At 76.2% G+C, this 21,910-nt stretch carries 24 protein-coding genes; 12 read left to right on the top strand and 12 right to left on the bottom strand.

The features are described 5' to 3' along the window. Nucleotides 1-307 (top strand): biotin/lipoyl-containing protein (locus VGB14_03855; protein ID HEX9992042.1); only part of this gene is annotated, 307 nt, incomplete at its 5' end. Nucleotides 308-389: 82 nt separating this feature from the next. After that, entirely contained in the window at nt 390-1,130 is a 741-nt protein-coding gene (locus VGB14_03850) for a hypothetical protein (protein HEX9992041.1), read from the top strand. A gap of 24 nt (nt 1,131-1,154) precedes the next feature. Here the strand turns inward: VGB14_03850 and VGB14_03845 are convergent, their stop codons facing one another. The 5 genes from VGB14_03845 to VGB14_03825 all read right to left on the bottom strand — a co-directional run bounded on the left by VGB14_03845 (nt 1,155) and on the right by VGB14_03825 (nt 5,049). Beyond that, entirely contained in the window at nt 1,155-1,904 is a 750-nt protein-coding gene (locus VGB14_03845) for a VOC family protein (protein ID HEX9992040.1), read from the bottom strand. A gap of 71 nt (nt 1,905-1,975) precedes the next feature. Further along, nucleotides 1,976-2,500 carry an RDD family protein gene (locus VGB14_03840; protein HEX9992039.1) on the bottom strand — a complete coding sequence of 175 codons (525 nt, stop codon included), beginning with the start codon at nt 2,498-2,500 and terminating at the stop codon, nt 1,976-1,978. Further along, the gene (locus tag VGB14_03835; GenBank protein ID HEX9992038.1) at nt 2,497-3,864 is read right to left on the bottom strand and encodes an FAD-dependent oxidoreductase; all 1,368 of its coding nucleotides are present in this window, start codon (nt 3,862-3,864) and stop codon (nt 2,497-2,499) included. The genes VGB14_03840 and VGB14_03835 overlap by 4 nt, the downstream gene beginning before the upstream one ends. A gap of 9 nt (nt 3,865-3,873) precedes the next feature. After that, the gene (locus VGB14_03830; GenBank protein ID HEX9992037.1) at nt 3,874-4,566 is read right to left on the bottom strand and encodes a hypothetical protein; all 693 of its coding nucleotides are present in this window, start codon (nt 4,564-4,566) and stop codon (nt 3,874-3,876) included. A 63-nt stretch (nt 4,567-4,629) separates the two neighbouring features. Further along, the gene (locus VGB14_03825; protein ID HEX9992036.1) at nt 4,630-5,049 is read right to left on the bottom strand and encodes a GNAT family N-acetyltransferase; all 420 of its coding nucleotides are present in this window, start codon (nt 5,047-5,049) and stop codon (nt 4,630-4,632) included. Between the two features lie 57 nt (nt 5,050-5,106). On the opposite strand from VGB14_03825, the gene scpA reads away from it, so the two are divergent. The 5 genes from scpA to VGB14_03800 all read left to right on the top strand — a co-directional run bounded on the left by scpA (nt 5,107) and on the right by VGB14_03800 (nt 11,399). Continuing rightward, complete coding sequence (gene scpA, locus VGB14_03820) at nt 5,107-7,251, top strand: methylmalonyl-CoA mutase (GenBank protein HEX9992035.1); 2,145 nt, start codon at nt 5,107-5,109, stop codon at nt 7,249-7,251. An 8-nt stretch (nt 7,252-7,259) separates the two neighbouring features. Further along, nucleotides 7,260-8,240, top strand: coding sequence for a methylmalonyl Co-A mutase-associated GTPase MeaB (gene meaB / locus VGB14_03815; protein HEX9992034.1), 981 nt, complete (start codon nt 7,260-7,262; stop codon nt 8,238-8,240). A gap of 234 nt (nt 8,241-8,474) precedes the next feature. After that, a complete protein-coding gene (locus VGB14_03810; GenBank protein ID HEX9992033.1) occupies nt 8,475-9,392 on the top strand; it encodes a lysylphosphatidylglycerol synthase domain-containing protein in 918 nt (305 codons plus the stop codon). After that, nucleotides 9,389-10,294, top strand: a complete 906-nt coding sequence (locus VGB14_03805; GenBank protein HEX9992032.1) for a glycosyltransferase family 2 protein — start codon at nt 9,389-9,391, stop codon at nt 10,292-10,294. Before VGB14_03810 ends, VGB14_03805 begins: the two co-directional genes overlap by 4 nt. Nucleotides 10,295-10,298: 4 nt before the next feature. After that, nucleotides 10,299-11,399 carry a glycosyltransferase gene (locus tag VGB14_03800; GenBank protein ID HEX9992031.1) on the top strand — a complete coding sequence of 367 codons (1,101 nt, stop codon included), beginning with the start codon at nt 10,299-10,301 and terminating at the stop codon, nt 11,397-11,399. Here VGB14_03800 and VGB14_03795 read toward each other — a convergent pair. After that, the gene (locus VGB14_03795) at nt 11,396-12,070 is read right to left on the bottom strand and encodes a phosphoadenylyl-sulfate reductase (GenBank protein ID HEX9992030.1); all 675 of its coding nucleotides are present in this window, start codon (nt 12,068-12,070) and stop codon (nt 11,396-11,398) included. The two genes, VGB14_03800 and VGB14_03795, sit on opposite strands and share 4 nt — an antisense overlap. A gap of 75 nt (nt 12,071-12,145) precedes the next feature. Between VGB14_03795 and VGB14_03790 the strand changes: the two genes are divergently transcribed. Together VGB14_03790 and VGB14_03785 are read left to right on the top strand one after the other, a co-directional pair. After that, complete coding sequence (locus tag VGB14_03790; protein ID HEX9992029.1) at nt 12,146-12,883, top strand: methyltransferase domain-containing protein; 738 nt, start codon at nt 12,146-12,148, stop codon at nt 12,881-12,883. Nucleotides 12,884-12,952: 69 nt separating this feature from the next. Beyond that, complete coding sequence (locus tag VGB14_03785; GenBank protein HEX9992028.1) at nt 12,953-13,138, top strand: 2-hydroxymuconate tautomerase; 186 nt, start codon at nt 12,953-12,955, stop codon at nt 13,136-13,138. Here the strand turns inward: VGB14_03785 and VGB14_03780 are convergent. Beyond that, nucleotides 13,135-14,106, bottom strand: coding sequence for a hypothetical protein (locus tag VGB14_03780; protein HEX9992027.1), 972 nt, complete (start codon nt 14,104-14,106; stop codon nt 13,135-13,137). The genes VGB14_03785 and VGB14_03780 overlap by 4 nt on opposite strands. Before the next feature lie 48 nt (nt 14,107-14,154). On the opposite strand from VGB14_03780, the gene VGB14_03775 reads away from it, so the two are divergent. Next, on the top strand, nt 14,155-14,541 hold the full coding sequence (locus VGB14_03775; GenBank protein HEX9992026.1) for an Hsp20/alpha crystallin family protein: 387 nt from the start codon (nt 14,155-14,157) through the stop codon (nt 14,539-14,541). Nucleotides 14,542-14,551: 10 nt separating this feature from the next. Here the strand turns inward: VGB14_03775 and VGB14_03770 are convergent, their stop codons facing one another. Next, entirely contained in the window at nt 14,552-15,646 is a 1,095-nt protein-coding gene (locus VGB14_03770; protein ID HEX9992025.1) for a winged helix DNA-binding domain-containing protein, read from the bottom strand. A gap of 38 nt (nt 15,647-15,684) precedes the next feature. On the opposite strand from VGB14_03770, the gene VGB14_03765 reads away from it, so the two are divergent. Both VGB14_03765 and VGB14_03760 read left to right on the top strand, forming a co-directional pair. After that, nucleotides 15,685-16,455 (top strand): class I SAM-dependent methyltransferase, encoded by a 771-nt coding sequence (locus VGB14_03765; protein HEX9992024.1) that lies wholly within the window; start codon nt 15,685-15,687, stop codon nt 16,453-16,455. Continuing rightward, nucleotides 16,452-17,243 (top strand): siderophore-interacting protein, encoded by a 792-nt coding sequence (locus tag VGB14_03760; GenBank protein ID HEX9992023.1) that lies wholly within the window; start codon nt 16,452-16,454, stop codon nt 17,241-17,243. Before VGB14_03765 ends, VGB14_03760 begins: the two co-directional genes overlap by 4 nt. Nucleotides 17,244-17,258: 15 nt before the next feature. Here the strand turns inward: VGB14_03760 and VGB14_03755 are convergent, their stop codons facing one another. From VGB14_03755 to VGB14_03740, 4 genes are read right to left on the bottom strand one after another with little or no spacing between them, the layout of a single operon-like run. After that, complete coding sequence (locus VGB14_03755; GenBank protein HEX9992022.1) at nt 17,259-17,504, bottom strand: lipopolysaccharide assembly protein LapA domain-containing protein; 246 nt, start codon at nt 17,502-17,504, stop codon at nt 17,259-17,261. Then, nucleotides 17,504-18,829: a polysaccharide biosynthesis C-terminal domain-containing protein gene (locus VGB14_03750; GenBank protein HEX9992021.1), complete on the bottom strand. Its 1,326-nt coding sequence runs from the start codon at nt 18,827-18,829 to the stop codon at nt 17,504-17,506. The genes VGB14_03755 and VGB14_03750 overlap by 1 nt, the downstream gene beginning before the upstream one ends. Beyond that, entirely contained in the window at nt 18,826-20,697 is a 1,872-nt protein-coding gene (locus tag VGB14_03745; protein HEX9992020.1) for an asparagine synthase-related protein, read from the bottom strand. The genes VGB14_03750 and VGB14_03745 overlap by 4 nt, the downstream gene beginning before the upstream one ends. Next, nucleotides 20,694-21,908 carry a polysaccharide pyruvyl transferase family protein gene (locus VGB14_03740; GenBank protein ID HEX9992019.1) on the bottom strand — a complete coding sequence of 405 codons (1,215 nt, stop codon included), beginning with the start codon at nt 21,906-21,908 and terminating at the stop codon, nt 20,694-20,696. Before VGB14_03740 ends, VGB14_03745 begins: the two co-directional genes overlap by 4 nt. Nucleotides 21,909-21,910: the final 2 nt, after the last annotated feature.

Here is a 21,910-nt window from a genome sequence, read left to right as displayed (position 1 = left end):
CGTCGCCGCGGCCGGCGCGGCGGGCGGCGGCGGCCTGCGCCCGGCGCCCCGGCCCAAGGCCGCGCTGGCGGCCGGCCACGGCGGCGCCGCCGGGGCCGGCACGGTCACCGTGCCGATGCAGGGCACGATCGTGAAGGTGCTGGTGTCGGCAGGCGACACCGTGGAGGTCGGCCAGGCCCTGTGCGTGCTCGAGGCGATGAAGATGGAGAACAACATCGCCGCCGAGCGGTCGGGGACGGTCAAGGAGGTCAAGGTCGCCCCCGGCCAGGCCGTCGGCGCCGGCGACGTCGTGGCCGTCATCGAGTAGCCCGCCGGGCCTACGATCCCGGCGAGGGCCGGCGGACGGCCCAGGCGGGAGGTGCGCCGTGCGCGCACGTGCGGTGGTCGCGGTGGCGGTCGCGGCGGCGCTGGTCGCCCCGATCGGGTGGGCGCCGGGCGCCCTGGCGGTGGAGCCGCCGGCCGACCTGGTCGTCGAACCGGCGGACGGGCTGGTCGATCACCAGGGGGTCTGGCTCGTCGGGCGGGGCTTCCAGCGGGGGGAGGAGCTGCTGGCCGTCGAGTGCGTCGGCGAACCGACCCCCTCGACCTGTGACTTCAGCGTCCTCCTGTTCTTCGGAGCCAACCGGCAGGGCCGGTTCCGGGTCCTCTACGAGGCCCACCGGGTGGTCGAGTCCCGGCGCCTGGGCCGGGTCGACTGCGCCGACCGGGCGACACCGTGCTCGTTCGTGGTGCTCGACGGTGCCGGCGGTCCCCGCGCCGAGGCGAAGCTGTCGTTCGACCCCGACGCGCCCCTGCCCGACTACCCGCGCGCCGAGCCGGCCGTGCGCCACGAGGTCCGGCTCGGCTCGGCGGGCCAGCTGGTCGTCGAGGGGACGGTGTCGTGCACCGAGGACGCCGCCGCCTACCTGGTCGTCCAGGTCGAGCAGCAGGGCGAGATCCCGGCGCACGCGTACGGCTTCGGGCGCGTGCTGTGCGGGCACCGGGTGGCGTGGACGGTCAGGGCCGAGCCGGTCGACGGGCCCCCGTTCCACCCCGGCGAGGCCAGCGTCGCCGTCGTCGCCTTCGCGGAGGCGGCCCCCTTCCTCGGGAGCGCCGGTCGCACGGTCGCGACCGTCGACATCCGCGGCTGACCGGGCGACCCGCCGTCGCCTCGATCAGACCCTGGCGATGAGCTTGAACAGCGCGCCGGTCGGGTCGGCGGCCTGCGCGAGGCGCCCGTACGGCGTGGTCTCGGCCGGCTGGACGACCCGACCGCCGAGGGCCTCGGCCCTGGCCAGGGTCTCGTCGGTGCTGTCCACCGCGAAGTAGATCGACCAGTGGGCGGGGACGCCCTCGGGCAGGAACGCGCTCGCGTCCATCACGCCGGCCTGGGCGGCCTCGCCCTCGCCGAGGGTCGTGTAGCGGAACTCGGGCGTGTCGCCGGCGGTGTGGGTGTCCCACGCGAAAACCTCGCGGTAGAAGCGGACGCTCGCCTCGTAGTCCCGGGTGTGGAGCTCGAACCAGCCCGGCGACCCCGGCTCGCGCACGATCCCGAAGCCGGTGTGGCGGCCGGGCTGCCAGGCGCCGATGGCGGCGCCGCCGGCGTCGGTGAGGAACAGCATGACGCCGAGGTCGGTGACGGGCATGGGCGGCACGATCACCTTGCCGCCGGCGGCGACGGCGGCGTCGGCCGTGGCCGCCGCGTCGGGGGTCTCGAGGTACACCGACCACGTGTCGGGCGAGCCGGTCTCGGGCGTGTTCCCCATGCACCCGGCGACGCCCCGGCCGTCCTTGGCGAAGCTCACGTAGCCGCCGTACTCGGCGCCGGCCTCCTCCGAGGTCCAGCCGAACAGCTCGCCGTAGAACTCGCGGGCCCGGGCCACGTCCGAGGTGAGCAGGTCGATCCAGCAGGGTGCACCGGTCATGGGAGTGCCTCCGTCCGAGGTGTCACGGTCGCAGCTTCAGACGGGCCGGCCGCCCGCCGCTCATCGGCGCGTCAGCGGGCGCGGACGACGACGGTGCCGCTGGCCCGGTCGTGCAGGCCCCGGCGCTCGGGGTGGAGCACGGCGCTCAGGTAGATGGCCAGCGCGATCAGCTGGAAGAACGGCGCCGTCGTGTACTGGACGGACGGCACGAGGAACCGGATGGCCGACATCCCCCACGTGGGCCGGCCGCCGTCGAGGTGGCGGACGACGCGGATGCCCATGAGCTGCTTGCCGAGCGTCGCCCCCCGCGTCGCCGTCAGCACGATCTCGTAGGCGGCGGCCAGCAGGATCGACAGGGCCAGCACCCACAGCGGGAAGCGCAGGTCGTCGCCCGACCGCTCGCCGAACAGGCCGACGAGCGCGCTGCCGGGCAGGAACACGACGAGGAACACGTCGAACAGGCGGGCCGCCGCCCGCTGCGCGATGGCCGCCGGCGCGCCAGGGCCGGTGGGCGCCATCTCGTAGGTCGGGATCGGCCGCCCCCGGTCGTCCCGCTCGAACTCCCGGGGGTCGAACCGCCCCCCGTCGTCGGTCATTCGGCGGCGTCCGCCAGCAGCTCGGAGAGGGTCGGGTGGACGAGCAGGCTCTCGACGATGTCGGTCACCCGCAGGCCGGCCGTGACGGCGAGGGCCAGCACCGAGATGAGCTCGGCGGCGTGGCGGCCCACGATGGAGCCGCCGAGGACGACGCCGGTCGCGGGGTCCGAGATGATCTTCACGAAGCCGCGGGAGTCGTTGTTGATGAGCGCCTTGGCGCTGGCCGTGAACGGCACCTTGGTGACCCGGATCTTGCGGCCGTCGGCGAACGCGTCCGCCTCGGCCAGGCCGACGTCGGCGATCTCCGGCTCGGTGAAGATGGCCGACGCCGCCTTCTCGTAGTCGAGGTGGCGGTGGGCCCGGGTGTGCCCGCCCATCACGTGCTCGGCGATCTTGCGGCCCTGCATGGCGGCCACCGACGACAGCGGCAGCTTCCCGGACAGGTCGCCCGCCGCGTAGATGTGGGGCACGTTCGTGACGCAGTGCTGGTTGACCGGGACGTAGCCCCACCGGTCGACCTCCACGCCGGCGGCGTCGAGCCCCAGCCCCTCGGAGTTCGGGATGGACCCGATGGCGAGCAGGGCGTGGCTGCCCTTGGCCATGCGCCCGTCGTCGCAGTGGACGACCACGCCGTCGGCCGTGCGGTCGATGCCGACGGCCCGCGCCCCCTTCAGCAGCCGGACGTCCCTCCGCAGCAGCTCGTCCTCCAGCGCGGCGGCCACCTCGGCGTCCTTCTGGGGCAGCACCTGCTGGCGGCTGACGATCAGCGACACCTGGGCGCCGAACGACGAGAACATGTGGACGAACTCGACGCCGGTGACCCCGGAGCCGATCACCACGAGCTGCTCGGGGATCTCGGGCGGCGGATAGGCCTGGCGGGTCGTCAGCACCCGCTCGCCGTCGACCTCCGCCCAGTCCGGCACCCGGGGCCGGCTGCCGGTGGACACGAGGATGGCGTCGGCCCGGAGCTCGGTGACCCCGTCGGTGGTCTCGACGACGACCTCGTTCGGGCCCTTCAGCCGGCCCGTCCCCTGCAGCAGGCGGACGCCCTGGCTCGTGAGCAGGTCGACCACGTTGCGGTGGAGCTTGTGCTCGATGCCGGCGATCCGCTCCTTGATGAGCTGGGCGTCGAGCCGGGGCAGGACCTCGTCGGCCAGGCCCATCCCGGCGATGCGCCGGCTGAACGACATGGCGCCGCCGGTGGCGATCATCGCCTTGGACGGGATGCAGTCCCAGAGGTGCGCGGCCCCGCCGACCACGTCCCGCTCGACCAGGGTGACCTCGGCCCCGAGGCGGGCGGCATGGGTGGCGGCGGTGTTGCCGGCCGGCCCGCCCCCGATGATGACGAAGTGCACGCTGGCCATGCCGCGAGGCTACCCGTGGACGTCGGTCGTACCGGCGGGGTCGCCGGCGCGGGGCGTCGCCTCCGACGGCTCCGGCGGAGCGAAGAGCGCCTCGTCGACGTCGTCGAGCCCTGGTGCGATCCGCAGCATCATCTCGATGACGCGTCGGGTCTCGGGTGTGTACGGCGCGTCCCGGTAGTGCGACGACACGGCGTCCCGGAACCGCACCCGCCGGAGGCGCGCCACGAAGGTCCGCAGCGCGCGATCGGCGAGGAGCTCGCTCATGAACCCGTGCCGGTACTTCTCGATGGCGTACTCGAGGTTGTCCATCTCGGTGAAGACGTAGAAGAGGAACCTCGCCCGCGTCGCTCGCGTCTCTCCGTGGAGCGCCGCCGCACCGACGTACCGATCGCGGGAGTCGGGTCGCGACTGCTCGTACTCCACCCGCATCAGGTTCCCGAGGTGGATCCGCTCGTAGAGGTGGTCGAGCGAGTTCTCCTGCCGGAGCGCCCAGTACTGGCTGAGGCCGAGGACGAGGGTGTCCACCGCCAGGAGGACGGCCCCGAGGTTCACGGTCGTGCTGGCGGGAAGACGGAGAGCGGCGACCACGGTCACGGCCGCGGAGACGGCGAGGAGTGCGGCGGCGAAGGCCCGGCTGGTCAGTCGGGCCGCCGGCAGCCGCGAGAGGCCGAACATGGCGACCGTGATCGGTTCGGCGGCCACCGTCACCTCCTCGCCCCGCTCCCGCCGACAAGGTACCGCCCGGCGGACGGCGGCGACGGGTCGTCAGCGAAGCGCCACGAGCCCGGCGTCGGTCGGCGTGAAGCCGCAGGCGCCGACGTAGAAGGGGCGGAGGTGGTCGTCGAAGTCGACGTGCAGCCACTCGCACCCGGCGGCCGCCGCCTGCTCCTCGGCGACCCGCACGAGCTCCCGCCCGATCCCCCGCCGCTGGGCCCGCTCGGCCACGGCCGTGTCGATCAGGAAGGCGTGCAGCGCCCCGTCCCAGGCGACGTTGACGAACCCGACGAGAGCGCCGCCGCCGCCCCCGTCGCCGTCCTCGTCGTAGGCGCACACCCAGCCGAGGCTGTGGTCGCGCAGCTGGGCGGCCCAGTCGTGGTCGACCGGCTCGTGCCCGAACGCCTCGGCGTGCAGCGCCTCGACGGCACCGCTGTCGACCTCGCCCCGCCACTCGTACCGCACCGGCATGGGGACAGCATGCCGGCGCCGTCGAGGTCACGCCCCGACCGTCGTACGCTTCGGTCCATGAGCGAGGACCGCCGCACCTACGCCGACTGGGAGGAGCTGGCCAGGACCGAGCTGAAGGGGCGGGACCCCGCGGAGCTGACCTGGCGGACCCCCGAGGGCATCGACGTGAAGCCCCTCTACACGCCCGAGGACACCGAGGGGATCGACCACCTCGGCACCCTCCCGGGGTTCGCCCCGTTCGTCCGCGGCGTGCGGGCGACGATGTACGCCAACCGGCCGTGGACGATCCGCCAGTACGCCGGGTTCTCGACGGCCGAGGAGTCCAACGCCTTCTACCGGCGCAACCTGGCCGCCGGGCAGAAGGGCCTGTCGGTGGCCTTCGACCTGGCCACCCACCGGGGCTACGACAGCGACCACCCGCGGGTGGTGGGCGACGTCGGCAAGGCCGGCGTGGCCGTGGACTCCGTCGAGGACATGAAGATCCTCTTCGACGGGATCCCCCTCGACCGCATGAGCGTGTCGATGACCATGAACGGGGCCGTGCTGCCGGTGATGGCGTGCTTCGTCGTCGCCGGCGAGGAGCAGGGGGTGCCGCCCGAGCAGCTGAGCGGGACCATCCAGAACGACATCCTCAAGGAGTTCATGGTCCGCAACACCTACATCTACCCGCCCGAGCCGAGCATGCGGATCGTGGCCGACGTGATCGGCTACACGGCCCGCCGCATGCCCCGGTTCAACTCGATCTCGATCTCCGGCTACCACATGCAGGAGGCGGGGGCGACGGCGGACCAGGAGCTGGCCTTCACGATCGCCGACGGCATGGAGTACGTGCGGGCGGCCATGTCCACCGGCCTCGGGGTCGACGAGTTCGCCGGCCGCCTGTCGTTCTTCTTCGGCATCGGCATGAACCTGTTCATGGAGGTGGCCAAGCTGCGGGCCGCCCGCCTGCTGTGGTGCCGGGTGATGGAGGGGTTCGGGGCGACCAGGCCGGGGTCGCTGATGCTGCGGACGCACTGCCAGACCTCGGGCGTGTCGCTCACCGAGCAGGACCCGTACAACAACGTCGTCCGCACGACCCTGGAGGCGCTGGCCGCCGTGCTCGGCGGCACCCAGAGCCTGCACACGAACGCCTTCGACGAGGCCCTCGGCCTGCCCACCGACTTCTCGGCCCGCATCGCCCGCAACACCCAGCTGATCCTCGCCGAGGAGACGGGCGTGCCGGCCGTCGTCGACCCGCTCGGCGGCAGCTGGTACGTCGAGTCGCTCACCGACGCGCTGGCGACGAGGGCGTGGGCGCTCGTGCAGGAGGTCGAGGAGCTGGGCGGCATGACGAGGGCGGTCGTGTCCGGCATGCCGAAGCTCCGCATCGAGGAGGCGGCGGCCCGCCGGCAGGCGCGCATCGACCGGGGCGAGGAGGTGGTGGTCGGGGTCAACAAGTACCGGCCCGACGACCCCGACCACGTCGAGGTCCTCGACATCGACAACACCCGCGTCCGCCAGCAGCAGCTGGCCCGGCTGGAGCGGCTGCGGGCCGAGCGGGACGAGGAGCGGTGCCGGGCGGCGCTCGAGGCCATCACGAAGGGCGCGGCGGGCGACGTCAACCTGCTCGAGCTGTGCGTCGAGGCGGCCAGGGCGAGGGCGACGGTCGGCGAGATGTCCGACGCCATGGAGCAGGTGTTCGGCCGGCACCGGGCGGAGGTCCGGAGCGTGTCCGGCGTGTACGGCGCGGCCTGGGCCGGCGACGAGGGCTACGAGCGCATCAGGGCCGACGTGGAGGACTTCGCCGCCGACGAGGGCCGCCGACCGCGGATGCTCGTCGCCAAGATGGGCCAGGACGGCCACGACCGGGGCGCCAAGGTGATCGCGACCGCGTTCGCCGACCTCGGCTTCGACGTCGACATCGGCCCGCTGTTCCAGACCCCGGCCGAGGTCGCCCGCGACGCCGTCGAGCACGACGCCCACGTGGTCGGCGTGTCGACCCAGGCGGCCGGGCACAAGACCCTGGTCCCGGCGCTGATCGAGGAGCTCCGCAAGGCCGGCGCCGACGACGTGCTCGTGGTCGTCGGCGGCGTGGTGCCGCCCCAGGACCACGAGTTCCTGATGCAGGCCGGGGTGGCGGCCGTGTTCGGGCCGGGCACGCACATCCCGAAGGCCGCCGAGCGGGTGCTCGACCTGATCCGGGCCCAGCGGTCCGCCGCCTGAGCGGGCCGTTGCCCGACGTCGACGGGCTGGTGGCCGGTGTGCTGGCCGGCGACCGGCGCAGCCTGGCCAGGGCCATCACGCTCGTCGAGTCGACGCGGGACGACCACCGCGCCGCCGCCGACGAGGTCGTCGCCCGGGTGCTCGACCGCACCGGCCGGTCGGTGCGGATCGGCGTGTCCGGCGCGCCGGGGGCCGGGAAGTCGACGTTCGTCGAGGCGTTCGGCCTCCACCTCGTCGCCGCCGGGCACCGCGTCGCCGTGCTGGCCGTCGACCCGTCGAGCACCCGGTCGGGCGGGTCGATCCTCGGGGACAAGACCCGCATGGCCGACCTGGCCCGCCACCCGGCGGCGTTCGTGCGCCCGTCGCCGTCGGGCGGGTCGACGGGCGGCGTCGCCCGCCGCACCCGCGAGGCGCTGCTGCTGTGCGAGGCGGCCGGGTTCGACCGGGTGCTGGTCGAGACCGTCGGCGTCGGCCAGGCCGAGGTGGCCGTGTCCGAGCTGGTGGACCTGTTCCTGCTGCTCGCCGCGCCGGGTGGGGGCGACGAGCTCCAGGCCATCAAGCGGGGCATCGCCGAGCTGGCCGACGTGGTCGTCGTGACCAAGGCCGACGGCGAGCTGGCCGGCCCGGCTCGGCACGCGGCGGCCGACTGGAAGGCGGCGCTCCAGCTCGTGCGGCCGTCGCACCCGGAGTGGCAGCCCCGGGTGGTGCTGGTCTCGTCGGTGACCGGCGACGGGATCGCGGACGTGGACGCCGCCGTCGCCGAGTTCGGAGCCGCGCTGGGCGAGGCCGGCATCGCCCGCCTGCGGGCCGACCAGGCCCGGTCGTGGATGTGGCGGGAGGTGACCGACAGCGTGCTCGACCGGCTGCGCCGCGACCCCGAGGTCCGCCGCCTGCTGCACCGGCTGGAGGCCGAGGTGGCGGCCGGCGCAATCGCCCCCGGCGCCGCCGCCCGCCGCCTGCTCGACGCCTTCCTCGCCTCCGGTCGGTGACGCCCGCCCGGCGGGCGCCAGTGGCCGCGGCGGGTGCGCCGGCGGGCGCCCGCCCGTTCTCGTCCGCGCCCCCGTGGTGACCGCCCCCCGGCGCCGTCCCGTCCGCGCCGCCGTGGTGACCGCCCCCCGGCGCCCTCCCGACCGCGCCGGCGCCGTCGTCGTGACCGCCGCCCGGCGGGCGCGAGTGGCCGGTGCGGCGACCGGCACCCTCCCCTCTGCGCCGGCGCCCCCGTGGTGAGCGCCGCCCGGCGGTGGGCGCCGGTGGCCGGTGCGGCGGTGGCCGTGGGGGGCGCGGTCGCCGTCGCCCTCGCGTTCCGCTCGGCCCTGGGCGACGCCGCGGACGCCGTCGAACGGGCCTCGCCGGCGTGGGTGGCCGTCGCCGCGGTCTGCCTGGCCGCCGGGCGGGTCGGGCTGGCGGCGGCGTCGTGGACGGTCGCCGCCGTCGCCCTCACCCCCGTGCCGCCCGGCACCGCCGCCCGCGTGTGGCTCCGGGCCACCGTGGCCAAGTACCTCCCCGGCGGGGTGTGGCAGCCGGTCAGCGCCACCGAGCGCCTCCACCGGGCCGGCGCGCCGCTCGGGGCGGCCGCGGCGGTGACCGCCGTCGAGGTGGCGGCGTCGGCGGTCGGCGGCGCCGCTGTCGGCATCGCCGCCGTCCCCGCGCTGGCCGGGGCCGGGTCGGGCGGCCTCGCCTGGACGCCGCTCGCCGCCCTCCCCCTCGCCGCGCTGGCCGTCCCGCCCGTGCTCCGCGCCGTCCTCTCGCTGGCGGCGAGGGCCGCCGGCCGGCCCGGCGCGGCCGTCGCCGTCCCCGGCCGGGTCGTCGCCCGCTGCGCCGTCCTCCAGGCCGCCAGCTGGGCGCTGGCCGGCCTCGCCACCGCCGCCCTGCTGCTCGCCGTCGGCGCCCCCGCCGTCCCGTCGCTGTCGGTCCCCGCGACCGCGCTCGCCTGGTTGGCCGGGTTCGCGGTCGTCGTCGCCCCCGCTGGGCTCGGCGTGCGGGAGGCCGCCCTCACCGCCGCGCTCGCCACCCGGGTGCCGGCCGCGGACGCGCTGGCCGCCGCCCTGCTGTCCCGCCTCGTGTGGGTGGCCGTCGACGCCCTCGCCGCCGCCTCCACCCTGGCCCCCAGGGCGGCCAAGTATCCTGGGCCGGCCCCATGACCAGCCCTTCCGCCGTCGACGTCTCCGTCGTCCTTCCCGTCTACAACGAGAAGGGCCACCTGCGCGACGAGATCGTCCGCATCCGGGCCGCGCTCGAGGCGTCGCCCTACTCGTTCGAGATCATCGTCGTGGACGACGGCTCCGACGACGGCTCCAGCGACCAGCTGCGGGAGATCGAGGGCATCCGCCTGATCCGCTTCGCCCAGAACCGGGGGTCGGGCACGGCCCGCCGGGCCGGCACGGCGGCGGCGAGGGGCGACGTCGTCGTGTGGACCGACGCCGACATGACCTACCCGAACGACCGCATCCCCGAGCTGGTGAAGGAGCTCGAGGGGTGGGACCAGGTCGTCGGCGCCCGCACGTCCGAGCAGGGCACCGTGAAGTTCGCCAGGGTGCCGGCCAAGTGGTTCATCCGCCGGCTGGCCAGCTTCCTCGTCGAGACCCCGATCCCCGACCTCAACTCGGGGCTGCGCGCCTTCCGACGGGACGTCGCGGCCCAGTTCCTCCACCTGCTGCCGCCCGGGTTCAGCTGCGTCACCACGATCACGATGTCGTTCCTGGCCAACGGCTACTCGGTGAAGTACGTGCCCATCGACTACTTCCCGCGAGCCGGCCGCTCGAAGTTCCACTGGTGGGCCGACACCCGCCGCTACCTGCTCCAGGTGCTGCGGCTGGTGCTGTCCTACAACCCGCTGCGCATCTTCCTGCCCCTCGGCTTCCTGCTCACCGCCGTCGGCCTGGTGAAGCTCGGCTACGACTTCGCCACCAAGGACTACCGGGTGGCGACGAACACCCTGCTGATCCTGTTCGCCGCCTTCCAGGTGTTCGCCGTGGGCCTCCTCGCCGACCTCGTCGTGCGGGTGACCAGGCCGAAGAGCAGCGTCGAGCCGGCCAGCCAGTAGCCGGTTGCCCGTCCTGTTCCTCGGGACCTACGACGGGTCCCGTCATCCGAGGGTGGTCGTCCTGCGCGACGGCATGGCCGCCGCCGGGGTCGAGGTCGTCGAGGTCAACGTCCCCCTCGGGGTCGACACCGCCTACTGGGTGCGGGCGCTGCGCCGCCCGTGGCTGGCCGCCGGCCTCGGGTGGCGGCTGGCCCGGGCGTGGGCCCGGCTGGCCGTCGCCGCCCGGCGGGCGGCCAGGGGGCGGCGCCCCGACGCGGTGGTGGTCGGCTACCTCGGCCACTTCGACGTCCACCTCGCCCGCCTGCTGTTCCCCCGCACCCCGGTCGTGCTCGACCAGCTGGTGATGGCGGCGGACACGGCGAGGGACCGGGGGACGACCGGCGGGCCGGTCGTGCGGGCCCTCGACCTGGTGGACCGGGCCGCGCTGGCGTCGGCATCCGTCGTCGTCGTCGACACCGACGAGCACGTCGGGCTGCTCGGCCGCTCGGCCGGCAAGGGCGTGGTCGTGCCGGTCGGCGCGCCCGACTGGTGGTTCCGCCCGCCGCCCTCCTCCCCCTCGCCGCCGTCGGCCCCGCTGCGGGTCGCCTTCTTCGGCCTGTACACGCCGCTCCAGGGGGCGCCGATGATCGGGGCCGCCCTGGCAGACCTGGCCCGGCGGGGGGTGGCGGTGACGGCGACGATGGTCGGCACCGGCCAGGACCGGGCCGCCACCGAGGCGGCCGCCGCCGGCGTGCCCGGGGTCGAGTGGCGGGACTGGGTGCCGGGGACCGACCTGCCCGACCTCGTCGCCGCCCACGACGTGTGCCTCGGCATCTTCGGCACCGGCGACAAGGCCCGCCGGGTCGTGCCCAACAAGGTGTACCAAGGGGCGGCCGCCGGGTGCGCGGTCGTCACGTCCGACACGCCGCCCCAGCGCCGGGTGCTCGGCGACGCCGCCGTGCTCGTCCCGCCAGGCGACCCCGTCGCCCTGGCCGACGCCCTCGCCGCACTGGCCGCCGACCGGGACCGCCTGCTCTCGCTGCGGCAGTCGGCGGCCGGTCTGGCCGAGCGATCCTTCCGCCCCGCCGCGGTGGTCCGCCCCCTGCTCGACCGGCTGGGGCCCTAGCCCTCCGGCTCGCCGTGGAGGCCGCACTCCGTCTTCGCGGAGTCGGCCCAGCGGCCCGCCCTCGCGTGCTCGCCGGGGGCGACCGGGCGGGTGCAGGGCCAGCAGCCGATCGACGAGTAGCCCTCGTCGGTGAGCGGGTGCACGGGCAGGTCGTGGTCCTTCACGTACAGCTCGACGTCGTGGTCGGTCCACGTCGCGAGCGGGTTGACCTTGACCACGTCCTGCATCAGGTCCCACGACACGATCGGCGCGCCCGCCCGGCTGGGCGCCTCGCTGCGGCGCAGGCCGGTGATCCAGGCCGACCGGCCCTCGAGCGCCCGCCGCAGCGGCTCGACCTTGCGGGACCGGCAGCACCCGTTCTGGTCGAAGCGCCAGCGGTCGTCCATGGCGACGACCGGCTCGACCACCGTGAGGTTGAGGTCGTAGCGCTCTCGCACCTGCTCGACGTAGGCCAGCGTCTCGGCGAAGTGGTACTGGGTGTCGAGGAACACGACCTCGATGCCCGGCGCCACCTGCACGGCGATGTCGAGCAGCACGCAGTCCTGGAACGAGGCGGTGAGCACGCAGGCCTCGCCGAAGCGCTCCCACGCCCAGGCCACGGCGGACGACGCGGGGAGGTGCTCCAGGCGCGCGGACGCGGCGGCGAGGTCGGCGAGGTCGGGGGCGGGCACGATCCGACCGAGGATAGGGGCTGGGGACGCCGGTCCCGTGGTCATCGGTGCCCTATCGGTAGCCTGAACGCCCTCGTGACCGCGCCGCCGCTGACCACCGCCGCCTGGCTGCGGCTCGACGCCGTCGGCCGGGCGCTCGACCGGGTGCGCCCCGAGCGGGTGCTCGAGGTCGGCGCCGGCCGGGGCGCGATGGGCTGGCGGCTGGCCCGGCGGTGCTCGGCCTACGTCGGCCTGGAGCCGGACCCGGCGTCGTTCGCGGTGGCCCGCGAGCGGCTGGCCGGCGTGCCCGGCGCCGAGGTCCGCAACGGCGACGTGTCGTCCCTGGCCGACGGCGAGGTGTTCGACCTCGTGTGCGCCTTCGAGGTGCTCGAGCACGTGCCCGACGACGTCGGCGAGCTGCGGCGGTGGGGCGCCCACCTGCGCCCGCCCGGCTGGCTGCTGCTCAGCGTCCCCGCCCACCAGTCCCGCTTCGGCCCGACCGACGAGGCCGTCGGCCACGTCCGCCGCTACGACCGAGAGCCGCTCACCGACACCCTGCGGGCCGGGGGGTTCGAGCCCGTCGAGGTGACGGCCTGGGGCGCCGGGGCCGGCCACCTGCTCGAGTGGGCCAGGGACCGGGTGACGACCCGCCGCCCGGCCCCGTCCAGCCAGGAGGAGCGCACGGCCCGCAGCGGCCGGTTCCTCCAGCCCTCAGGCCCGCTGGCCGGCGCGGCCACGGCCGTGCTGGCCGCCCCCGGCCGGCTCGTGCAGCGCCCGTTCGCGAGGACGGGCGCGGGGATCGGCTGGGTCGTGCTCGCCCGCTCGTCCGCCTAGGACGCCGGCGGGCACGGCGACCCACCAGCGCATCGGTTCGGTCCTGGCCGCCGGGGCGACAATCGGCCCATGCCGATCATCCACGTGGACATGCTCGAGGGGCGCTCGCTCGACCAGAAGCGGGCGCTGGCGAGCGAGCTGACCGACGCGTTCGTGCGGTGCTGCGGCGGCGAGGCGGCGGCGGTGCGGGTGGTGATCAGCGAGGTGCCGCCGTCCAACTGGGCGATCGGCGGCCGTCTCGTGGCCGACCGCTAGCTCCGGAAGCCCCAGGTGTCGCCGCGGAAGGCGTCGAAGAAGGCGACGCCGCCGAACAGCAGCGGCCGGCCGCCGTAGGACACCATGCCGAGGTCGCTGCGGGCCGACGGGTGGCGGCCGGGATCGAGCCGCAGCCAGGCCGACCCGTCCCAGGCCCACGTGTCGTCGTGCCAGGCGGACTCGACGTCGGTCCCGCCGAACAGCACGACGGCGCCGAGGGCGGCGTCCCACGCCATGCCCATCCCGTCGCGGGCCTCGGGCGCCACCGGCGGCCGGCGGCGCACCCACGTCGACCCGTTCCACACCCACGTGTCGCCGTAGACCTCGCCGGCGGCGCCGGCGTTGCCGCCGAACAGGACGACCTGCCCGCGCGCCGGGTCGGTCTCCATCCCGGGCAGCGACCGGGGCGCCGGCGACGCCGACGGGTGCAGCTGCTGCCACGTCCTGCCGTCCCACGCCCACGTCTCGTCGAGGACCGTCTCGAACACGTTGCCGCCGAACAGGACCAGCCGCCCGGTCGCCGGGTCGAAGGCCATGCGGGCCCCGAAGCGGGCCGGCGGGCTGGCGGCCGGCCGCTCCCTCGTCCACGTGGCGCCGTCCCAGGTCCACGTGTCGCCGGCCAGCCCCCGGTCGGTGCGCCCGCCGTAGAGGACGACCTCGCCCCTCGCCTCGTCGTAGGCGATCGCCGCGCCGGTGCGGGCGAGCGGCGACCGCTCGGGCGACGCCTCCGTCCACTCGCCGCCGGAGAACGTCCACGTGTCGCCGAGCAGCAGGCCGCCGCCGGGGGTGCCGCCGAAGAGGACGGCCTCGCCCCTCGCCCCGTCGTAGGCCATGGCGAACGACGCGCGTGGGCTGGGCGACGTCGCCGTGCGCACCTTCGACCACGTGTGACCGCCGGCGTCCGCGGCCGTCGCCGCCGCGACGACGAGCACCGCCGCCACCAACCCCCCGACCAGGCGCCGCACCATGGAGCCTCCCCTCGGTCGCGGCCCAGCGTAGGGGTACGGTGCGGGGCGATGTCGAGCGAGCAGGCCAGCCACCAGGACGTGGTCGACGCCACGGCGGCGACGGAGCGCACCATGCGGCCCCAGCGGGTGCCGGTCAACGTCTACGAGACGACCGGGGCGCTCGTGGTCGTCGCCCCGCTCCCCGCCGTCCGCGCCGGCGACGTCACCATCGAGCTGCGACCCGGCGCCCTCCGGTTCTGGGCCCCGCTGCGCAGCGCCGGCCCCCGCAGCCACCTCGTCCACGAGTGGGACTACGGGGGCTACGAGCGCGAGATCGAGGTGCCGGAGGGCTACGGCGGCGGCGTGGAGGCGTCCCTGGCCAACGGCCAGCTGGCCGTCCGGGTCCTCCGCGGCAGCACCGACGGGCCGATCACGATCCACCCCAACGCGCTGTAGCGGGGGCGGGTCAGCCGGCGGGCTCGAAGCGCACGTCGGTCGCGGCGGCGCCGAGGAAGGCGAGCAGCCGGGCGCCCTCGGCGGCGACGTCGTCCCGCTCGTCACCGGTCAGCGGGCCGGCGGAGCGGACGACGAGCGCGTCCCCCTCGACGGCCCACGAGGCCCGGGCGAACCCGTCGACGAGGACGAGGCCGCGCACCGGGAGGCCGGGGCCGAACAGGCGGCGGCGGTCGTCGTCGGCCATCACCCGGGTGCGGTCGGCGTGGGACAGCACGACGTTGTCGAACTCGGGGAGGAAGCGGGGCGGCGCCGGTGTGGCCGGGTCGGGCCGGGGCGCGTCGGGCAGGTCGAGCAGCTCGCGGCCCCGCTCGTCCCGGAACGGCCGCAGCCGGGGCCGGAGGCGGTCGAGCACGGCCCGCATCCCGGTCAGCCGGGACCAGGCGGCGACGTCGGCGGGCGCCGCCGGGCCGAAGGCGGCGAGGTAGCGGAGGACGACGTCGTCGATCGACGGGCGCTCGGCCAGCGGCCGGCCGAGCCAGGCCTCCGCCGTCGTCAACGCCACCTGGCCGGTGCGCCCCCACACGCCCCTCGGCGGCACCTGCACGGCGGCGAGCCGGTTGCGGCAGGCGTAGGCGAGGGCGCCGGGATGGAGGTCGGGGAAGCGCTCCGCCATCGCCGCCCGCAGCTCGGCGCCCGTGCGGGGCCGCTCGGCGAGGAGCGGGCGGGCGAAGGCCAGGACCGGCTCGAGGTCGACCCCGACGAGGTGGGGCCCGAGCTCGGCGTGGCGGGCCAGCTCGGCGTCGAGGACGGGCTGCACCAGCGGCCGGATGGCGAGGCAGTCCTCGGCGGTGACCAGGTGGATGGTCGCCCGCATGAGCACGAGGCGGACGACCCGGCGGTCGACGAGCAGGCCGGCGAGCTCGTCGGCCCGGAAGCCGGCCAGGCGGGACCACAGCCCGACGTACGGGTTGAGCGGGAGCTGGGCCTGGAGGCCGACGAGGTGGTGGACGGCGCCGAGGACGGGGAGGTCGGCCCGGTCGAGGAGGAGCTGGCGGGCCAGCAGGGCTCGGTTGAGCGCCCGGGTGGTGACGACGTCGGCGGCCACGTGCGCCATCGTGGCCGGGCCGGTGCCAACCTGGGGCGATGACCGGGCCGATGGACGAGCTGTTCGACCGCTCGGCCCGCTGGCAGGCGCTGGACGAGGCGCTCGGCCGCAGCCTCGGTCCCCGCCCGCCGTCGATGCTGTTCGACGTGGCCGCCGGGCTGGCCCTGCCCGGCGACGGGCCCGTCCTCGATGCCGGCTGCCGCGACGGCGCCCACGCCAGGACGCTGGCCGAGCGGCTCGGGCGCTTGGTGCTCGGCGTCGACCTCGTGCGGGGCAACCTGTCCGGCGTGCGGACCGCCGCCGTCGCCGACGTCGCCGCCCTGCCGTTCCCGGCCGGCGCGTTCGCGCTCGTGTGGTGCCGGGACACGCTGGAGCTGGTGCCCGACCCCGCCGCGACGGTGGCCGAGATGGCGAGGGTGCTGCGGCCGGGGGGCGCCGTCCTCCTGTACACGGCGTGGGCGACCGAGGCGCTGGAGCCGGCCGAGCGGGCCCGGCTGTTCTCGGCGCTGGCGCTGTCCCCGGCCGGCGCCGACCGGGCCTGCGTCGAGGCGGCCATCGGGGCGAGCGGCCTGGCCGTCGAGTCCTTCGAGGAGGTCAGCCCCGAGTGGGCCGAGCACGACCTCGAGCACGGCGGCGGGCGCACGGTCGCCAGCCTCCTCACCCTCGCCCGCCTGCGCCGGGGACGGGACCGGTTCGCCGCCCTCGCCGGCGAGCGGGCCTACGAGCAGGCCGTCGCCTTCTCGCAGTGGGCCGCCTACCTCGTGCTCGGGAAGCTGCAGACCGGCCTGTGGGTGCTTCGCCGGTCGTGACCGCCGCCATCCGCGCCCGCCGGCAGCCGCCGCCCTTCCGCCGGGTGACGGTGCGCGGCACGGCGCAGCTGTCGCCCCGCATGGTGCGGGTGACCCTGGCCGGGCCGGAGCTCGCCGGCCTCGTGATCGACCAGCCGGCGGCCAGCGTGCGGGTGCTGCTGGCGTCGCCGGGCGCCGGCGGCCTGGTGGTGCCCGAGTGGAACGGCAACGAGTTCCTCCTGCCCGACGGCCGCCGGCCGGTGATCCGCACGCTCACCCCCCGGCGCCTGGACCCGTCCGGGCCGGAGCTGGACGTCGACGTCGTGCTCCACGAGGGCGGGGCGGCGTCGTCGTGGGCCGCCGGGGCCGAGCCGGGCGACGAGGCGGCCGTCTCGGGCCCGGGCCGGGGCTACCCGCTCGACCCGGCCGCGACGGCCTTCCTCCTCGCCGGCGACGAGACGGCGATCCCGGCCATCGGCCAGCTCCTCGAGGCCCTGCCCCGGGACGCGGCCGTGCGGGTCGTCGTCGAGGTCGCCCGCCCCGACGCCCGCCTGCCCCTCCCGCCCCACCCGGCGGCGACGGTGGCCTGGCACGACCTGCCACCCGGCGCACCGCCCGGCGAGGCGCTGGTCGCCGCCGTGGCCGCGGCCGAGGTCGAGCCGGGGACGAAGGTCTGGGCCGCCGGCGAGGCCGCCGCCGTCCAGCGCCTCCGCCGCCACCTCCTCGACGACCGCGGCATCCCCCGCGCCGACACCTGGATCAGGGGCTACTGGAAGCACGGCCGAGCCGGCGCCGGCGACGACGCCTGAGCGGGCCCGCCCGGGCTAGAGGCGCCGGGAGACCCGGGTGGCGAGCACGCCGACGGCCGCGCCGAGCAGGAACGCGGCGAGCAGCGCCAGCCACACGCGGACCTCGAAGTCGGCCCACAGGACGTCGATCCGCACCCGGCGCGTGTTCTGGAAGATGAACACGCCGGCCAGCACGACGACGAGGAGGGCGACGACCTCGCGGGCGCCGAGCGTGATCCCGCGCCGTCGGGTGGGGCCCTCCGCCTCGTCCCGACCCGGCATCACGCCCGGAACGATAGGCGGCGAGCCAGGCCGGCGAGGGGGACGAGGCCGAGGCGGCGGCGGACGAACCAGGCGAGACCGGCGTTCCACACGACGGTGCAGGCGGCCGTGCCCCAGGCCGCGCCGATCATCCCGTAGCGGAGGACCAGCACGATGTTCACGGCCAGGTTGAGCGCGGCGGTCACGCCGAGCACCCACGTGCTGTCCCGCTCGTGGCCGGTCATGTTCAGCAGCAAGCCCACCGGCCCGCCGACGGCGTTCGCCACCTGGGCCACGCACAGCACGACGAGCACGCCGGCGGCCGGCGTGAACCCGTCGCCGAAGGCCCGCAGGAGCGGCTCCCGGAGCACCACGATCACCCCCGACGCCGCCATCGAGGCGGCCACCACGCCGGCGACGCCGACGTCGAGCAGCCGCTGCATCCTGGCCAGGTCCCGCGCCACCCACAGCCGGGCGACGGTGGGCGCCAGCACCAGGTTGAGCGCGATCAGGAACCCGCTGATCAGGCTGGCGATCCGCCACGCGGCCGCGTACTGGCCGGCCCGCCTCGTGCCCACCAGCGCCCCGACCGTCACCACGTCGAGCTGGCCGAGGACCAGGGTGAACGCCGAGTACAGCCCGAGCAGGACCGTCGACCGCAGCCAGGCCCGCCGCCTCGACCGGTCGACGGCGCCGGCGGCGGCGCCGCCCTGCGACCGGGCCAGCCGGGCGAGCGCCACCCCCTGGACGGCGGCGATCACGGCGAACGCGGCCAGCTGGGCGGCGAGGACCGCGGCCACTGACGGGCGGCCGTCCGTCGCCGCGTCGAGCCCGACGGCGGCGGCGATGAGCAGCGCCGGCAGCCCGACGGCGAACGGCGCGAACGCGATCGTGTAGCGCTCGTCGCCCCGCAGCGCGCCCTCGGCGAAGCGGACGACGGCGAAGAACGGCACGGCCGCCACGGCCAGCAGCTGGGCCGCCGTCGACACGCCCTCGGGCCGCAGCGCGCCGGCCAGCAGCACCACCACCCAGGCGACGGCGGCGACGGCCGAGGCGGCGAGGATCGACCGCACCGTCCAGCGCACGTACGGCCCGAGCAGGTGGCGCTCGTCGCCCACCCGGTACTCGCTGACGAACCGCACCCCGGCGATGTCCGACCCGAGCTTGGCCGGGATCACGAACAGCGACAGCAGCGAGAACAGGTAGGCGTAGGCGCCGTAGCCGTCGGTGCCCATCACCCGGGCGAGGACGACCTGGCTGGCCAGGGTGAGGGCGATGCCGGCGGCCCGGATGGCGACGACGAGCAGGCCGCCCCTGGCCAGCCGCCCGAGCAGCGGGGCGGTCACCCCGCCCGGGCGGTGAAGCTGGCGTACGAGGCCAGGATGCCGACGACGTGGTCGGCGTAGTGGCCGATCGACACCTTCTCCCGGTACACGTCCTCGGCCCACCGCCGCCGCAGCAGGCCCTCGACGTAGCGGCGGTCCCAGGCGAAGGGCAGGCCGTCGAGCAGCGCCAGCACGTCGTCCCGCAGCGGCCCGGCGTACCAGCGGTCGACGGGCGAGTCGACGGGCGACTGCTTCGGCTGGTGGACGATCTCGGCCGGCAGCAGGCCCTTCTCCTCGGCCATCCGCATCAGCACGTACTTCCCGGTCGCCGCCGCCGTGCCCTCCCCCGGCCGCAGCAGCGCCACCGGCAGGGCCGTGGCGAAGGACTTCACCCGGCCGTGCAGGTAGGGCGAGCTCATCGCGACCCCGGTCCACGCCGACGCGCCCTCGACCTTCGTCTTGCTCTGCCCGGACAGGCCCTTGCCCCGGAAGGCGAGGCGGTAGGGGTCGACGTCGTCGAGGCCGGCGGCGAGGCGGTCGAGGACGGCGTCGACCGGCTCGGCCTGGGGCGGCGGGGCGCCCACCCGCAGCCGCCGGAGCGACAGGTCGTTGACGACGCGCGGCCCGAGGTGGCCCCGCGTCGGCCAGGGGCGCCGGAGGTTCTCGACCAGCCCGTAGCCCATCCGCCACACGTGGCCGAGCCGGTCCTCCACGACCCGGGGCGACGCCGCCCGCAGCGCGGCGGACAGCACGGGCGCCGGCACCCGGCCGAGGCGCTGGGCGAACGTGGCCCGGCGGTGGACGGTCGGGTAGCCGAGGAACACGTTGTCGCAGCCGTCGCCGGTCAGCGCGTGGACGAACCCGCGGCGCCGGGCCTCCGCGCACGCCGCCACCGTGTGCAGCTGGTAGTGGGGCTGGTGGCCGGGCTGGTTGAACACCGCCGAGTACCGGGCCAGCCCCTCGCCGATCACCTCCGCGGTGATCGGGACGTCGACGTGGGTGCTGCCGAGGTGGCGGGCCAGCACGTCGGTGTTGCGCTGGTTGTAGGTCGGGTCCTCGAAGTGGAACGTGAACGTCGTGACCCGGCGCCCGAGGCGGTGGAGGCCGGCGGCCACGAGGGCCGAGTCGAACCCGCCGAGGAGCACGGCCTGGTCCTGCTCGACGCCGGCCTGCTCGGCCAGCGTGTCCATGAACACCGTGTAGAGGGCGTCGACGGCCTCCGCCTCGGTGGCCGGCACGGGGCCGTCCCACGCCTCGGCCGGCGGGGCGATCGGCCGGGAGGCGCCGGGCCAGGAGTGGAGGGCCCCGCCCGGCAGGGTGCGGACGCCCCGGTAGACGGTGCGGCCGTCGGGGAGGAACTCCCAGCCGAGCAGGAAGTCCTCGTAGGAGCGGTCGACCCGCAGGTCCTCGCCCAGCGCGGCGCCGGCCACCACCAGCTGGGTGGACAGCACGACGCCGTCGCCCCGGTCGGCCACGAACAGGCGGTGGAACTGGTTGGCGCTCGTGGCCGCGTGCAGGCGGCCGGCGCCGCTGTCCACCACGACCACCGCCCACTCGCCCGGCACGCCGTCGAGGAAGGCGTCCCCATGGGTGCGGTAGCGGTCGAGCAGCCAGGCCGCCGCCCGGTCGGGGTCGCCAGTGGGGCGACCGCCGTCGCCGGCCGGCCACGAGCGGGCGAAGGAGCCGACGGCGGCGAGGGCCACGCTGCCGTCGCCGGCCCGCCCGAGCACGCCGCCGCCGTCGGACAGCACGCCGAGGCGGGCGGCGCCGGCCGGGTCGCCGAGCAGGGCGACCGCGTCCCGCCCGACGCCGTAGGTGGCGACGACGGCGTCGACCATGGCGTCGACCTCCGCCGGCGGGCGCCCGACGGCGGCGAGCAGCAGGTTCACCGGCGGCCCCCGGCGCGCATGGCGGCGACGGCCATCGTCGTCGTCCGCGCCGACCGGCGCTCGAGGTGGGCGGCCGCCTCGCGGAGGCGGGCGGCGATGGCGTCGCGCTCGTCCAGCACCCGGTCGAACGCCTTGGCCAGCCCGGCGGGGGTGACGGTGGCCGCGTCGATCACGAGGTCGCCCAGCCCGACCGCCTCCATGAGCCCCCTGGCCTTGTGCTCGTAGGCCACGCACACCCCCGGGACGCCGGCGGCGACGGCGAAGACCTGCGGGTGGTAGCGGCCGGCCAGCACCAGGTCGCTCGCGCCGAGCAGGCGCTGCTGGCCGTCGCTGTCGAGGCCGGGGTCGACGACCTCCCAGCTGGTGCCGGCGGGCAGGCGCTCGGCCAGCGAGCGGAGGTAGGGCACGTCCGAGTGGCGGGCGCCGTAGAGCTGGGGGAAGAAGCGGAGGTGGGCGTCGGGCCGGCGGTCGGCGAGGTGGGCCAGGCCGGCCACGACGGCGGCGTCGTAGGCGGCCTGGGCCCCGTCCGGGTCGGGGTGGCCGGGCCAGCGCCAGCGCAGGGCGGAGACGGCGACGACGAAGCGGTCGTCCCCGTCCTCCCTCGGCGCCGGCGGCAGGCGGCGCTGGAGGGCGCTGTCCGCCGTCACCTCGACGGGCGCGGCCGGGCCGAGCAGCTCCCGCAGGTGGACGGCCGACCGCTCCTCCCGGACGGCGAGCGGGCGGGCCAGGCGGCGGAAGAGCGCCCGCCTGACCGGGTTGAGCAGGCGCAGCCGGAAGGGCCCGGCCGACGGGGCGTAGTAGAAGACCGGCTTCCGCCGCCGCACCCCGAGCCAGGCGAGGAACCAGTGGACCGGCTCGTTGCGCCAGTAGCCGTCGCCGAAGTAGGGGCCGCCGGGGGCGGACACGACGAGGTCGGCCCGCTCGTAAGCGTCGGCCAGCCGCCCGGCCGTCCCCGGCAGCAGCCGCCGCACCCGCAGGCCGAGGGCCAGCAGGGCGAGGCCGGCGGCGCCGGGCAGCAGGTCGAGCTCGTGGAGGACCTCGACGTCGTCGCCGAGGTCGAGGGGGAGCTGCCGGTCCCGCACCTCGAGCAGGACGGTGAAGTGGGGGTCGACGAGGCGCTCCCTGAACCCGTGGAGCATGGCCCGCAGCGCGGCCTCGTCGCCCCGGTTCTCCCCGTGCTGGTTGACGATGAGGATGCTCGGCCCGGGCACGG

The organism is Acidimicrobiales bacterium (assembly GCA_036399815.1).
In the GTDB taxonomy this organism is placed as follows: Bacteria; Actinomycetota; Acidimicrobiia; order Acidimicrobiales; family DASWMK01; genus DASWMK01.
The sequence above is the reverse complement of the archived record's forward strand: the minus strand, read 5'-3'. Positions and strand labels throughout refer to the sequence as shown.

Coding starts and splice junctions, on each gene's coding strand:
- VGB14_03845 (HEX9992040.1), bottom strand. CDS start 1,904: ATGACCGGTGCACCCTGCTGGATCGACCTGCTCACCTCGGACGTGGCC.
- VGB14_03840 (HEX9992039.1), bottom strand. CDS start 2,500: ATGACCGACGACGGGGGGCGGTTCGACCCCCGGGAGTTCGAGCGGGAC.
- VGB14_03835 (HEX9992038.1), bottom strand. CDS start 3,864: ATGGCCAGCGTGCACTTCGTCATCATCGGGGGCGGGCCGGCCGGCAAC.
- VGB14_03825 (HEX9992036.1), bottom strand. CDS start 5,049: ATGCCGGTGCGGTACGAGTGGCGGGGCGAGGTCGACAGCGGTGCCGTC.
- scpA (HEX9992035.1), top strand. CDS start 5,107: ATGAGCGAGGACCGCCGCACCTACGCCGACTGGGAGGAGCTGGCCAGG.
- VGB14_03805 (HEX9992032.1), top strand. CDS start 9,389: ATGACCAGCCCTTCCGCCGTCGACGTCTCCGTCGTCCTTCCCGTCTAC.
- VGB14_03785 (HEX9992028.1), top strand. CDS start 12,953: ATGCCGATCATCCACGTGGACATGCTCGAGGGGCGCTCGCTCGACCAG.
- VGB14_03780 (HEX9992027.1), bottom strand. CDS start 14,106: ATGGTGCGGCGCCTGGTCGGGGGGTTGGTGGCGGCGGTGCTCGTCGTC.
- VGB14_03775 (HEX9992026.1), top strand. CDS start 14,155: ATGTCGAGCGAGCAGGCCAGCCACCAGGACGTGGTCGACGCCACGGCG.
- VGB14_03765 (HEX9992024.1), top strand. CDS start 15,685: ATGACCGGGCCGATGGACGAGCTGTTCGACCGCTCGGCCCGCTGGCAG.
- VGB14_03755 (HEX9992022.1), bottom strand. CDS start 17,504: ATGCCGGGTCGGGACGAGGCGGAGGGCCCCACCCGACGGCGCGGGATC.